We start from the raw sequence: 13,357 nt of genomic DNA, 5'->3' as shown, positions 1-13,357 counted from the left end.
CATTCCTTAAGCCGTCCAACCAGGTTGATACGTATAAATGACAGCTCCACGATGCTGCGCATTACCACGAAAATCCTTCTTATCATCTTGCTCCACTAACACCTCGCGAAAAAGAGTAAATTGCTCTTTTGTCACAACCACTTCTTTTATCTCTCCACTACGCAATTGTCCTAAAATCTGCTGTGCCTCATGCTGATCCATTGCAAACGCTCCTTTTTTCTTTAAGTCTTCTTATTATGCCAAAAAAAAACCAAGCAAGGAAGATCTCCTGCTCGGATTTATATACAGTAGCCCCACTCTTCTCCCAAGAAAAGAGTATAGTAGCTTTGTTTTTTATTTAAGGGTCCCATGCGGGTCAATGACAAACTTTTTCGCTGCACCACCATCAAAATCAGCATAGCCATCCGGTGCTTCATCTAGAGAAATAACCGTTGCGTTGACGGCTTTTGCAATGGACGCTTTGCCAGATAAGATAAGCTTCATCAGCTGTCGATTATACTGCATGGCCGGCGTTTGACCTGTAACAAATGTATGCGCCTTTGCCCAGCCTTGTCCAAACCGAACTTTTAACGAGCCTGTCTTTGCATCTTCATCTGTTGCACCTGGATCTTCGGTAACATAAAGCCCTGGAATTCCTAACTTCCCACCAGCTTGGGTCACATCCATGATCGCATTGAGTACGGCTGCCGGCTGTTCACCTCCATGTTCACCGTGACCTGATGCCTCAAACCCTACAGCATCTACAGCTGCATCCACCTCGGGCACACCTAAGATCGCTTCTATTTGTTCCCCGAGTCGATCATGTTTGGAAAGATCGACTGTTTCACAGCCAAAGCTACGGGCTTGCGCCAATCTCTCTTCGTTAAGATCACCAACAATGACACTTGACGCACCTAGAAGCTGAGCAGAATGTGCCGCCGCTAAACCAACCGGTCCTGCGCCAGCTACATAAACGGTTGAACCAATACCGACACCAGCTGTATAAGCACCGTGGAATCCAGTTGGGAAAATGTCTGTTAACATGGTCAAATCAAGGATTTTTTCCATAGCTTTCTCTTTGTTTGGAAACTTAAGTAATTGAAAATCAGCATAAGGAACCATGACGTATTCTGATTGACCTCCAACCCATCCGCCCATATCAACATAGCCATAGGCCGAACCTGGACGGTCTGGATTAACATTTAAACAAATGTGCGTTTTTCGCTCCTGACACATTACACAGCGACCACACGCAATATTAAACGGGACTGAAACAATGTCACCTTTCTCAATAAACTCCACATCTCTACCGACTTCCACCACTTCACCAGTAATTTCATGACCTAATACGAGACCTTCTGGAGCAGTAGTCCGCCCACGTACCATATGCTGGTCGCTACCACAAATATTCGTAACGATGACTTTTAAAATCACACCATGCTCACATTTCCGACCGACATTCGCTTTAGGAACTCCTGGGCCATCTTTTAACACCAATTCTGGGTACTCAATATCTTGTACTTGTACACCTTTTTTACCCATGTATACAACACCGCGATTATTTGCCACGTAATCCCTCCTATAGTGAGCGTTCTTCCGTTATCCCAAACCTTTGTTAAATCGTTTCGTGTCACCTCTTTCCAAAGAACCCATCGTTCCTTCTTGCTACTCTATTTACCAGTACTTGTCATTCTAAACCTATTTTTAGAAAAATGAATCATCTCTCCTAATTCAGGGCATAAAAAAAAGAGAGCCCTCATTTGCTCTCATTTTTTCTTATTCCCTTCATACAGAGGGCAGGTCGTGACGACCTCCATCTATAATTGAATCATTTGGTTCGTTTCTATTAAATAACTCCGGCTCTTCTAATCGAATAAGCTCCAGCTCTAAACGCTTTCGAAATTCAAGCTTATCAAACCCAAAATAAACCGCTATAAAGGATTGCTCTTTGTTCCAACGAGTATCAATAAAGTGTTTTTTCTCATCACCATAAAGCCCTCTTTGCTTAATCTCTTCTGCCATTCTTGTGATATCCACTTTATCCCGGTCTTTCAACCAGCGTAAAACTGGCTTTTGCTGCGTTGCCCTAAAATAGCGGTAAAGGGCTGCAAGATCTTGTTCATGAAAGCCAAATGTATGTCTTTTTTCTTTGAAGTAGGTTTTGGCTGTTTTATCAAGCATTGCACTCACTTCATTTTTCGCTACTGGCTTCAAGTTTTCAAGCCACGCTTCATAAGCAGTAGCCAAATGCTCGTACACAAGAATGTCGATTGTCTGCTGCAAGGAAGGATCGATAAACGAGTACACACCAACAGGAATCGTTTCAACAAAACGATGGGCTTCCACTTCTTGTGTAGGAAGACTCTTATACCACTTGTCAACAATTGAAGTCGATAATGGCATCTCTTGATTCTCAAAACTCCGCTGCTTGATTACAGCCGCCTCATCTCGGTAGAGCTCACTAGGCGTAATCCACGAAATCGTTTCTGGCCAATCATCATGAAAATGGACAATTCGCGCTGACGCCGTTCCTCCAGCTTCGACACCTCGCATCGCCCTTCCGATCATTTGCGTCATTAAAATAGCAGACGTTGTTGGTCGAGCTAAAAAGACGGTTTGAACATCTGGTAAGTCCGTTCCTTCGGTTAACATGTTCACATTCACTAACACATCTAGTTCATTTTCTTTAAACCGTTTTAATGCATCTTCTTTCTTCTCTTCTCCTGAAATGAAATAGTCAGCAGAGATGCCCGCCTCTACAAACTGTTCTGTCAAAAGGATGGCATGCTTGCGGTTCATCGCAAACACAAGCGTCTTGCCATACACCTGTTTATGATCGCCATACTCTTTTACAATAAGCGTATTGCGCGCTTGATGGACAGCCAAATAATGCTCAACCTTAGGAGGTAGACGATCGGCTGTATGAATGTGCTGAATGTCTACTCCTGATAAAGTCGGCAATTTTTCCACACCAGTTTTAAGCTCTTTAAAAAACGGCTCTGCTAAAATGCCTCTAGCAATTAACGTGGCAACATCTAGCTTATAGACAATATCAGCAGGAAATCGTTTCTTTAACAATCCTTTTTCTTCTTCTATAGTCCGAAAAGGGGTAGCAGTTAAACCTAAAATAGTCGGATTTGCTTTTTTAGATAATGTGGTTAGAATGAGCTCGTACGTTTCAGACACTGCATGGTGCGCTTCATCCACGATAATCAATAAGTCCTCATTCGCCTTTAACCAATTTTCTTGCAGCAACGATAATTGTCCTGCAATACTTTGATTCGTGCCAATAACAATTTGATCGGCTGCCTGAATAGCCTTTACCGATTCATGTGTTTCTTCACTTGATATGAGCCGGCACGAAATGGATTTGACCTTTTCCACTAAATCGTCTGTCGCTAGGGTACGAATGGCAGAAAAAGCTTGATTAAGTAAATCATGTCGATGTGTCAACCACAGCACTTTGCGCCCTTTGCTCACTCCCTCTTTCAATAGCCAATGCACAGCGACGACTGTTTTCCCGCCGCCTGTTGGGATCGACAAGATACCAGAAAACGGCAGGGGGATCTTGTCTAACCGCCGGAGCGCTTCTTCTTGATGCACATAGAGGCGAAAAGGAAAATCACTGGTCCTCACCTTTACAAGATGAGGAGAATGTTCCATCTCTTGAAAAGAAAAGGTCACCCACTCTTCCATTTTCAGACGATGCCATTGCGTTCCTGTTGATGAATACACTCGTACCTTTAATCGCTTCAAATGCTTGTTTACAGTAGCAACCATATGCTCCGTACGTCTTTTTTGACCGATTCGCTTCATAAACGAGCGCATTTTGATCGTCATTCGCTGATGCTTTCGCTGCTTCATCTCTTCTTTTAGTTCAAACAAACCCAATTGAATAGTTGGCTTCATGTTTTCTCTCCTTATTCCAACCACCAATTATACGCGATGCCGTGTAAGTAGAAAACAGGAAAAAAGCAGGAGGGTTGTTGTCGCTGAAAAGAGACTATGAGGTTTTCTATGTTAACCAGCAGTCTATAAGACTACTGGTTTAACGCTATTGTGCAATCCCCCATGGTGAAAAGATAAGGTATGTACCAAGAACAGTGATGATCACAACGGCACTGACCCAATAACGATGTCTCCAAGGGGTGAGGTCAACTTTTTGCTTGCCTGACTCGAATACAAACGGAGTTGTATTCTTTTGCAATCGGCTGACACCCCATAAGATAAACAAGTCAACAAAGAACATAACACTAAATACATATAAGTAATGGATGTCTAAAAATAACTGTGATGCTCCATAAACCATTACATGAAAGATGAATGTAAATTTAGCAGCAAAAGGCGTTGCATATTTTGAATAAAAACCTAATAACACAATAACAAGAAGTGGCATGCTATACAAACCGTTAAATTGTTGAACAACATGGTATAAACCAGCAGGTGCAAACGAAATGAGTGGAGCAATAATTGTTGCTGTTAAACCGACACCAATCGTGAAAATTTTCCCAACACGGGCAATTTGCTTATCTGTTTTCTCTTTGCCTATTGGCTTATAAAAGTCAAGTGTGAGTAGTGTCGAAGCAGCATTTAACGCGCCAATAAATGAACTTAAAATGGCTCCGAAAATGACAGCAGCGAACACACCAAACATCCATTCAGGTAAAACAGCAGATACCAACATTGGGTAAGCATTATCAGAATTAGAGATGCCGTCCCCAAACATATTTAATGCAATAATGCCTGGAAAGACAAGGAAAAGAGCCCCGAAGATCTTGAAAAAACCTACATACAATGCACCTTTTTGACCCTCTCGAAGATCTCTTCCTGCTAATACTTTTTGCACAATCATTTGGTTTGTGCACCAAAAAAATAAGTTGTTAAAAAACATCCCTAAAAATAACGTTGGCCATGGTACATAAGCAGAATCAACTGCTCCAATCGCATTAAGCATTTCAGGAGTGTTTTGACGTATTGTCTCAAAGCCTGACAACATATTTCCATTTCCTAACAGCATCAAACCAAAAATTGGTACAGATAGACCAGCTATAAGTAAGCCAATTCCATAAATCGTATCACTAAATGCGGCTAGCCTTAATCCACCTAACATTAAGTATGCAAGACCCACAACGCCTATTCCACCAGCAATTAATGCAATTGCTATTAGTGGATCGACTCCAAGCATTTCATCAACAGAGAAGATTTGGTTAAACACTAAGGAGCCCGAATAAAGAACGACAGGTAAGAAAGATACAACATATGTAAATATGAATAAAGCAGATGCAATCTTCTTTGTAGTTTTGTCAAAGCGTACTTCTATAAAGTCGGTAACCGTATCTACGCCATGCTTTAAATATTTTGGAAGGAAAATTAACGCAAGGGCGACAATCGCAATTGCCGAGGTTACTTCCCAAGCCATTACTTCCATACCAGCAACATAGCTTTGTCCGTTTTGACCAACAATCTGTTCTGTTGATAGATTCGTACCAATTACAGTACCCGCGATTACAATACCAGTTAAGCTACGACCACCTAAGAAGTACCCTTCTGAGCTTGAATTATCGATCGTCCTACTTTTTCGATAAGCAAAAATCCATATCGCCACAACAATAAAAAGAAACGTGGCTATCGCAAAAGCGTTCAAAACCAATTTCCCCCTTCTTTAACCTAATAAGGTGAGCGCGCATGTTATACGCTTCCTTTTTATAGGTGAGTTTTTTCCGGCGCAAACTCTTCTACAACAACTTTTTTTCCTGTTTGGTAAGCGTGTGTTGCGGCTAAAGCAATTCGCAAATCTTGAGTGGCATCTCGATCGTTCACAATCGGCTTTTCACCAGTCTGTATACAGTGAATAAAATGCTTCAATTCTTCAATATATGCCACACGGAACCTTGATTGGAAATTAGGAAACACCTTAAAATGACTTCCACCTTGGTTCAATACGGTTACCTGCTGTTCTCTCAAATCGCCTACAAATAAAGCACCTTCTGTACCAATGACTTCAGCACGAATATCATAGCCATAAGGAGAATTCCTAGATACTTCCATGTCGCCAATGGCACCATTTGCAAACTCCACGTATGTCAACCCATGGTCAATATCATTAAACTCTCTCATGAAATCATATTTTAATACGTTTCCATGAGCGGCAACCGAGGTAATCTCTGTATTAAATAAGTAACGAGCAATGTCATAATCATGAATGGAACAATCAACAAAGATGCCCCCACTGTTCTTTATAAATTCCGGTGGGGGTGATCCCGGATCCCTTGTGAATGCTTTAAAATAGAGTGGTCGTCCAATTTCACCGTTATCAATTCGACGTTTGGCATCCACATACCCAGGATCAAATCGCCGCATAAAGCCAACCTGACAGATAATACCGGCTTTTTCCACTGCCACTGAAACTTCTTCCGATTCTTCTAGATTTAACGTTAATGGTTTTTCAACAAAAATATGCTTTCGATGATATGCAGCACTTTTTATAATGTCAGCATGAGTGCTCGTTGGCGTTACAATCACAACAGCATCTACCTCTGGATGAGTAAGAGCATCCTCAATCTTGGTAGAATGAAACTCAATTCCGAATTCTTCCGCTACTTCTTTCGCTCTGCCTGATAGTGGGTCCACAACCATATATACATTTGCCCCATGTACTTCGGTTAATAGATTTTTGGTATGTGAATAACCGAGACGACCGAGTCCAAGTACTGCTATATTTATACGCTTCTTCATTTAAAACACCCTTTCTAAAACTTCGGCATAGCCTAATTCGCTTTGTGAGTTGAGCCAAATTCCTTCAGCTTCTGCTGTACAGCTTCTTGAACAGCATGAATGGCCGGGGTTAATAAAATGGCAGGCTCAAATGCATCTGGTTGTTCAATCAACTGTTTCCTTAGTTGATCAGACCAAGCAATCATACATTCTGTATTAATATTCACTTTGGCATGCCCTAACTGAATGGCTCGCTCTAAATCATGACTTGGAATGCCTGAAGCACCATGAAGCACAAGCGGAATATCTGTTACCTTTGAGATTTGTTCCATTTCCTTAAATCCTAGCTTAGGTTCTCCATAATAACGACCATGAACCGAACCTAACGCTGCTGCTAACGCATCAATATTCGCCTCTGTAACTAAACGCTCGCATTCGTCGACATTCGCATATGAAACGCCACCAGTTACACCATCTTCCGTTCCACCAACCGTCCCAACTTCTGCTTCAACGCTAACACCAAACTTTACAGCATAATCCGAAACTTCTTTTGTCATCGCAATGTTTTCTTCAATAGATAGGTGCGATCCATCAATCATGACGGAACTAAATCCAGCGTCAATGGCTTTAAAACATGATTGAACACTTCTACCATGATCAAGATGCAAAACAACGGGAACGTTTATATTCAATTCATTGACTAAAGAGTCGACAAAAGAAACGACTGTACGATAACCACCTAAGTAATCAATCATTCTCTCTGATGCTGCTGCGATAACAGGTGATCGTTCTTCCTCAGCAGCAAGAAGAATTGCTTTGGTCCATTGCAATCCATTTATATTAAATTGACCGATTGCATAGTGGTTTCTTTTTGCTTCTACGAGTAGCTCTTTCATGAAAGCAAACGCCATGATACCCACTCCTCTCTAGTAAACGACTCTAGCTGCCGGCTTCACTTTTTTATAGAAATCAGGGCATTGGGCAAGTTCAATAATCTCTTTCACACCCGAAGTTTGTGCTTTCACACATGCATCTGCAGTTACTGCCGCAATGTATCCATCCCATGCGGTAGGTCCAGAAACGGTGCCTTTATCACGAACGTTATCGATAAAATCTTGCACTTCAACATCATAAGCGTGAGCAAAACGCTCCTGCCAATCCATTCCTATTTCTTTCCCAATTTGACCTCCCTTTCTTACTTGAATGTGCGCTTCATCAGGTAGGCGGAGAAGACCTTCTTCACCAACAACTTCACATTGAATATCATATCCGTACGTACAGTTAACAAAAATTTCAACGTTAATCATGACACCACTCTCGGTTTCTAACATCACCATTTGTGGATCTTTCAGATGTGGCAATGCATGCTTCGTTTTTCTAGGATAAAATACTTGAGCTGAAACATAGTCGTCATTAATTAACCAGCGCAACACATCAATTTCATGAATCAATGTATCGTGGATTGCCATATCAGTGGAATAACGCTCAGCCACATGAGCATTCCGGTGAGCACAATGCATCATTAAAGGTTCTCCAATTGTATTTTGATCAATCGCTTCTTTCAGCATTTTGTAACCGTTATCATAACGACGCATAAAACCTACTTGAACAAGAGGAGTACCATAAGCCATTTCCGCTTCTACAATTCGCATACACCCTTCTGCAGTTGTTGCTAACGGCTTTTCACAAAAAACAAATTTCTTTGCTTCGATTGCTTTTAACACACTGCTCTCGTGAGCTTGCCCCCAGCTTGTGATAAATACAGCTTCAATTCTTGAATCCTGAATTAAGTCCACATCATCTTTATACAAGGTTGCATTTAAATTAAATTCTTCAATGACGGCTTCTGCCGCTTGTTGATTAACATCCGTTACCGCAATAATTTCTGCACCAGCTAGACTCTTTGTTACACGGCGAATATGGTCTCTACCGATTGCGCCCGTCCCAATAACGCCTATTTTTAACGTCATCCGTATCCCCACCTTCGGTCTTTAACTATCGACTGTTCCAATACTCTTCTTTAATAATTTACTATCAATGTACTGTCTTGCTTTTAAAGCGTATTCCAATGGATGAGCAATTTCTGGGTCTTGCTCCGCTTCAACAACGATCCAACCTTGATAACCCTTCTCTACTAAACGTAAAAACACAGGTTCAAAATCAATGCAACCATCTCCTGGAACCGTGAACATTCCTCTTAAGAATGATTGTCTGAAAGTTAAACCTTTTTGTTCACATGTTGTCAGGACATCTTTGCGAACATCTTTAAAATGAACGTGGTTTATTCGCTGACAGTGTGTGTCTAACACGGATAAGTACTCACCGTCAGCAATAAACGTATGACCCGTATCGTACAGCAACCCAACAAGATTCGGATCCGTCCCCTCCATTAACCGCTTCACCTCTTCTTTCGTCTGTACAACCGTCCCCATATGAGAATGGTAAGCAAGTTTCAAACCATAGGTTTTAGCAATTCCACCTAATATGTCCACGCCTTGACATACTATTTCCCACTCTTCATCTGTTAAAATTGGCTTAAGGTTTAATGCAAAAACGTTTCGCTCTTCGTTTTGAACACTATAAGTTTGTTCCGACACAACAGCGACTTCTGCATTCACTTCCTGCAAATATGCACAATGCTCGTGAAACAAAGCTGCCGTTGCACTTACGCCATCACGAATGAGATAGCTCGAAAACCATTGACCAACAATTCTTAACTGCCGAAGTTCTATTTCTTTATTTAAAATAGAAGCTTCAGGAAAAAAGCCTCCAACTTCTGTTCCTTCGAATTTTGCGACAACTACATCACTGAGAAGATGGGCAAGTGTATTACCTGCCCCTATTTCTGGCATATCGTCATTACGCCAACCAATGGGCGCAATCCCCCATTTGATCTGCTTACTGGTCAAAATAATCTCCCCTTAATAGAGCTTTGCTGCATATAATTTCGTTTGGTGTTTTTGATGTGCACGCTGCACAGCCGTTACATTTGAGGTTTCTGCGACACCTACATTCCACCAGCTCTCGTACCCATCTGTCATTGTTTTTGGGAGAACTTTGATTTCAATAAGAGTGGAAACCTCTTGACACTTTGCATCCTCCACTGCTTTTTGAAGATGTTCCACTGACGATACCCGATAGACTTTTGCGCCATATGCTTCGGCAATTTTGGCGTAATCAATGTTCATGATGTCGCCTCTATGTGTGCGAAACTCACAACCATGACTACCGCTACCATGATCCATTTGTAAATTACTTATACAGCCGAATCCAGCGTTATCAAATAAGACAACATTTAATTTATAACCATACTGAATGGCTGTTACAAACTCCGAATGCATCATAAGAAAACTGCCGTCACCTACGAGCGAATAGACTTCTTTTTCGGGTTCAGCTAACTTCGCACCAAAACCTCCTGCAATTTCGTAACCCATACAAGAGTAGCCATACTCTAGATGATATGTATTTGGTGTTTCCGTATCCCACAAACGTTGAAGGTCTCCAGGCAGAGATCCAGCAGCACAAACGATTACTGCATCTTTAGATAGTGCTTTATTAAGTGCCGTTAAAGCAGTTGTTTGTGGAAATTCGGTATCTAATGTATCTGCATACTCATTTAATAATTGTTGCGAAAACTGTCCCTCAATTTCAGGTTTAAACACTTCACGATCAAATGAGATAGACGACAATCGCTCTCTTTCCTGAAGCCATTCATGTTTCCAAGAATCGATAGAAATATGCTTACTTCTATAGCCGGTTAATTCTCCAAAAAGAATTGATAACGTTACTCTCGCATCTGCTACGACTTGTACAGCGTCCATCTTATATGCATGCATCCGACTAATATTAATGTTTAAGAATGATGCGTTGTTAAAAGAGAAAGCTGTTTTGGATGAAGATGTAAAATCCGTGTATCGTGTTCCTACTCCAATGACTAAATCCGCTTCTTTTGCTGCGAGATTCGCTGGTTTTGTACCGGTAACACCAACACCACCTAAATTAAACGGGTGATTGCTTTCAACGGTCGATTTACCGGCTTGTGTTTCAACCATAGGAATTCGGTATGTTTCGGAAAAAGCGACTAACTCTTCTCGGGCTTCTGAATACTTTGCCCCACCCCCAATAATAATAAGAGGTTTTCTGCTCTTACGTATTAATTGAACAGCCTGATTAAGCTCACGAGAAGTAGGTTCATATCGATCCACATAATGTACTCTTTTTTCAAAAAAAGATGTTGGGTAATCGTACGCTTCTCCTTCGACATCTTGGGCGATACAAATCGTGGCCGGACCCGCTTTTGCTGGGTCTGTCATCACTTCAAATGCTCGAAGTAGGCTACTCATTAGTTGTTCTGGTCGAACCACACGATCCCAGTAGCGAGATACCGGTTTCAATGCATCATTTGTAGTAATTGCTGCACTATATTCTTGCTCGAACTGTTGCAGGACGGGATCAGGCTGCCGCGTTGCAAACGTATCAGCTGGAAGTAGCAGGACTGGGATATTATTCGCTAAAGCCGTTCCAGCCGCAGCTACTAAGTTAGCAGCTCCCGGACCAACAGAAGTGGTAACAGCATAAATTTTCTTTCTAAGCATTTGTTTTGAATAGGCGATGGCTGCATGTGCCATTCCTTGTTCGTTTTTTCCTTGAATGACTTTGAGATGGCCAGCGTCTTGTTCAAGTGCTTGACCAATTCCTAGCACATTGCCGTGACCAAAAATGTTAAATATGCCTTCAACAAAGTGCGCCTCTTTCCCATCTACTGAAATGAATTGGTTGTTTAAAAATTTCACAAGTGCTTGCCCTGTTGTCAAACGAATTGTTTCTGCCATGATCTCACAACCTCCTTTTACACACTCTGCTCGTGCTGTGCCAAGAGTGCTTTAATTTCCTCAACCGTAGGCATTGCTTCTGAAGAGCTATGCTTGCTTACAACGATTGCTGCGGATGCACCACCAAACTGCAACGCCTCTCTGACAGAGTTTCCATTCAATAATGCGTAAAGGAATGCAGATGCATAAGAATCTCCTGCTCCAAATGTTTTCAACACATTCGAAGGGTATGCCTTTGCATGGGTAATCGTGCCATCATCTTCGAATGCAATAGAACCGTCTACACCATGCTTGATGATAACCAGCTCAGCTCGTGATGAAAGAAGCGCTTTTGCTGTTTGCTCATCAGAGTTGCCTTCAGAATTCTCAAGAATGTTGTATTCATCCCGGGTACCAATGACAATAGTAGACTGTTCAGCTGCCCATTTATAATAGACGGACGTTTCCTCCTCTGATTGCCACGTATAGGGACGGTAATCTAATTCAAAGACAATCGGAACATTTTGTCGTTTTGCATAATCAACTGCTTGAAAAACCGCTTCTCGGGACGGACTCTTAGCCAGTGCCGTTCCAGAAATAAGAAGTATTTTTGCTTGAGCGATATACCCTTCTGATACGTCTTCTGGACGAAGGTTTAAATCCGCGACATCGGTACGATACATTAGAATACTACACTCTTTAGGGCTTTTAATTTCCGTAAACGTTAATCCTGACTTATGGCCCTCTGTATCTTTCACCATCTGTGAAGTGTCGACGCCGACTTTTTCCATATAGGATTGAATAAAACGACCGTGTTGATCGTCAGACACTTTTCCAATAAACCCCGTCTTTAACCCTAGTTTTGATGAACCGATGGCAATATTTGCAGGTGACCCACCAACATACTTCGAGAACGTCATTGTTTCTTCCATCGGACGATTGTACTCTGTTGCATTTAAATCGATACACGCGCGCCCAACTGCAATTAAGTCAAATCGTTTATCTGTTGAAAACGTCATTGTCATATTATGAATCCTCACGATCTAAGATCCATTCATGTGCTGGATCATTATGAAATTTCCATATCCGTTTAGGACCTGCCATTACATTTAAATAATACGAAGTATAGCCATCTGGAACCCCAACTGGGTGATAGCCTGCTGGTACGAGTACAACATCTTCATTTTCAACGGCCATGCTTTCATCAAGACTACGATCATCCGTATAGACACGTTGGAACACAAAGCCTTGAGGTGGATCTTGTTCATGGTAGTACGTTTCTTCTAAAAGCGACTCATACGGTAAATTGTCTTGGTCATGCTTGTGTGGAGGATAACTCGAAAAGTTCCCACTCTCTGTATACACTTCAACAACCAATAACGAGTCCGCCACATCTAGTGAATCAGGCAATATATTATGCACAGACCGTTGATTCATTTTTATTCCTCTATGCTCTGGTTGAATATCTTTAGCAGAAAGCAAACGGTTAGGACGTTTTGTCAGCCCAGGCGCATAACATAGCGCAACCCGCGTATCCGTCTCTCCTTGTATACGATACGTTTCTTCTTTTGTAATATAGACACTATCTGTTGGTACTTTTTCAAATACAGTTTCTCTTGTTCCAAGAGATTCAAACGTCTGCTCACCTGCTGTCACTGTGGCTTTTCCAGTTAAAATCACTGCACAGCACTCTTGATCTGTTAACATTTCTTCAAAAACCGCACCTTTATCTAAGTCAATAACAGAAAAACCTACATATTCTAGAGGGGTGTTTCCCTCTTTTACATCATGAACGATGCATACTCCTTTCGATAAAGGGTTTCGTTTTGGTTTCCGTAATAATTTAGCCATAC

At 41.6% G+C, this 13,357-nt stretch carries 11 protein-coding genes; all 11 read right to left on the bottom strand.

Features of this window, described 5'->3' with window-relative positions; all coding sequences use genetic code 11:
- Nucleotides 1-6 precede the first annotated feature (6 nt).
- Complete coding sequence (gene ykzS / locus PQ477_RS09740; RefSeq protein ID WP_035392967.1) at nt 7-201, bottom strand: protein YkzS; 195 nt, start codon at nt 199-201, stop codon at nt 7-9.
- A 132-nt stretch (nt 202-333) separates the two neighbouring features.
- Nucleotides 334-1,548, bottom strand: a complete 1,215-nt coding sequence (gene fdhA / locus PQ477_RS09735; RefSeq protein ID WP_144557661.1) for a formaldehyde dehydrogenase, glutathione-independent — start codon at nt 1,546-1,548, stop codon at nt 334-336.
- A 216-nt stretch (nt 1,549-1,764) separates the two neighbouring features.
- On the bottom strand, nt 1,765-3,888 hold the full coding sequence (locus tag PQ477_RS09730; RefSeq protein ID WP_274273477.1) for a DEAD/DEAH box helicase: 2,124 nt from the start codon (nt 3,886-3,888) through the stop codon (nt 1,765-1,767).
- Nucleotides 3,889-4,033: 145 nt separating this feature from the next.
- Complete coding sequence (locus PQ477_RS09725) at nt 4,034-5,623, bottom strand: solute:sodium symporter family transporter (protein ID WP_035392971.1); 1,590 nt, start codon at nt 5,621-5,623, stop codon at nt 4,034-4,036.
- Between the two features lie 59 nt (nt 5,624-5,682).
- Nucleotides 5,683-6,714, bottom strand: coding sequence for a Gfo/Idh/MocA family oxidoreductase (locus PQ477_RS09720; RefSeq protein WP_274273476.1), 1,032 nt, complete (start codon nt 6,712-6,714; stop codon nt 5,683-5,685).
- Nucleotides 6,715-6,746: 32 nt separating this feature from the next.
- The gene (gene fba, locus PQ477_RS09715) at nt 6,747-7,604 is read right to left on the bottom strand and encodes a class II fructose-1,6-bisphosphate aldolase (protein WP_274273475.1); all 858 of its coding nucleotides are present in this window, start codon (nt 7,602-7,604) and stop codon (nt 6,747-6,749) included.
- 15 nt (nt 7,605-7,619) lie between these two features.
- Entirely contained in the window at nt 7,620-8,663 is a 1,044-nt protein-coding gene (iolG, locus tag PQ477_RS09710; RefSeq protein ID WP_144557653.1) for a bifunctional inositol 2-dehydrogenase/D-chiro-inositol 1-dehydrogenase, read from the bottom strand.
- 21 nt (nt 8,664-8,684) lie between these two features.
- Nucleotides 8,685-9,602 carry a myo-inosose-2 dehydratase gene (gene iolE, locus PQ477_RS09705; protein WP_144557651.1) on the bottom strand — a complete coding sequence of 306 codons (918 nt, stop codon included), beginning with the start codon at nt 9,600-9,602 and terminating at the stop codon, nt 8,685-8,687.
- A 12-nt stretch (nt 9,603-9,614) separates the two neighbouring features.
- Entirely contained in the window at nt 9,615-11,525 is a 1,911-nt protein-coding gene (gene iolD, locus PQ477_RS09700) for a 3D-(3,5/4)-trihydroxycyclohexane-1,2-dione acylhydrolase (decyclizing) (protein WP_274273474.1), read from the bottom strand.
- 17 nt (nt 11,526-11,542) lie between these two features.
- Nucleotides 11,543-12,529, bottom strand: a complete 987-nt coding sequence (gene iolC / locus PQ477_RS09695; protein ID WP_274273473.1) for a 5-dehydro-2-deoxygluconokinase — start codon at nt 12,527-12,529, stop codon at nt 11,543-11,545.
- Nucleotide 12,530: 1 nt separating this feature from the next.
- Complete coding sequence (gene iolB / locus PQ477_RS09690) at nt 12,531-13,355, bottom strand: 5-deoxy-glucuronate isomerase (RefSeq protein ID WP_274273472.1); 825 nt, start codon at nt 13,353-13,355, stop codon at nt 12,531-12,533.
- Nucleotides 13,356-13,357: the final 2 nt, after the last annotated feature.

This window comes from Shouchella hunanensis (assembly GCF_028735875.1).
GTDB lineage: Bacteria > Bacillota > Bacilli > Bacillales > Bacillaceae_D > Shouchella > Shouchella hunanensis.
The sequence above is the reverse complement of the archived record's forward strand: the minus strand, read 5'-3'. Positions and strand labels throughout refer to the sequence as shown.

Coding starts and splice junctions, on each gene's coding strand:
- iolB (WP_274273472.1), bottom strand. CDS start 13,355: ATGGCTAAATTATTACGGAAACCAAAACGAAACCCTTTATCGAAAGGA.
- fba (WP_274273475.1), bottom strand. CDS start 7,604: ATGGCGTTTGCTTTCATGAAAGAGCTACTCGTAGAAGCAAAAAGAAAC.
- iolD (WP_274273474.1), bottom strand. CDS start 11,525: ATGGCAGAAACAATTCGTTTGACAACAGGGCAAGCACTTGTGAAATTT.
- ykzS (WP_035392967.1), bottom strand. CDS start 201: ATGGATCAGCATGAGGCACAGCAGATTTTAGGACAATTGCGTAGTGGA.
- iolG (WP_144557653.1), bottom strand. CDS start 8,663: ATGACGTTAAAAATAGGCGTTATTGGGACGGGCGCAATCGGTAGAGAC.
- PQ477_RS09720 (WP_274273476.1), bottom strand. CDS start 6,714: ATGAAGAAGCGTATAAATATAGCAGTACTTGGACTCGGTCGTCTCGGT.
- iolC (WP_274273473.1), bottom strand. CDS start 12,529: ATGACAATGACGTTTTCAACAGATAAACGATTTGACTTAATTGCAGTT.
- PQ477_RS09730 (WP_274273477.1), bottom strand. CDS start 3,888: ATGAAGCCAACTATTCAATTGGGTTTGTTTGAACTAAAAGAAGAGATG.